This window comes from Rickettsia tamurae (genome assembly GCF_000751075.1).
GTDB classification, from domain to species: domain Bacteria; phylum Pseudomonadota; class Alphaproteobacteria; order Rickettsiales; family Rickettsiaceae; genus Rickettsia; species Rickettsia tamurae.
The window spans coordinates 1-266 of record NZ_CCMG01000022.1 but is presented as its reverse complement, the minus strand read 5'-3'; the positions used below and the strand labels follow the sequence as shown (position 1 = coordinate 266).

Sequence of the window (266 nt, the reverse complement as noted above, 5' to 3'; positions counted from 1 at the left end):
ACTATCTCATGCGTTAAAGGAATTCCAGGACTTAAGACAATTTTATCTAAATTTTGCCATCTTGAATCAGATAAAGCAGCAATAGCGGTTTTACTATATAATTCTTCAAATATATCTCTATTTGCTTTTAAATCATCATAAACAATTACATCATATTTATTTTGCAATTCCTCGTAAACCGATATACCGGTTTTACCAAGCCCAAAAACACCTATTTTCTGTTTTTTATGAGAATTCATGAGTAACTTATATGTCATTCCCGCGAA

Annotated in this window: 1 pseudogene; it reads right to left on the bottom strand. The window is 30.5% G+C overall.

What is annotated here, in order from left to right:
• Positions 1–239, bottom strand: a pseudogene (murD, locus tag MB29_RS07185) (UDP-N-acetylmuramoyl-L-alanine--D-glutamate ligase); the annotation flags it as partial.
• Positions 240–266 lie beyond the last annotated feature (27 nt).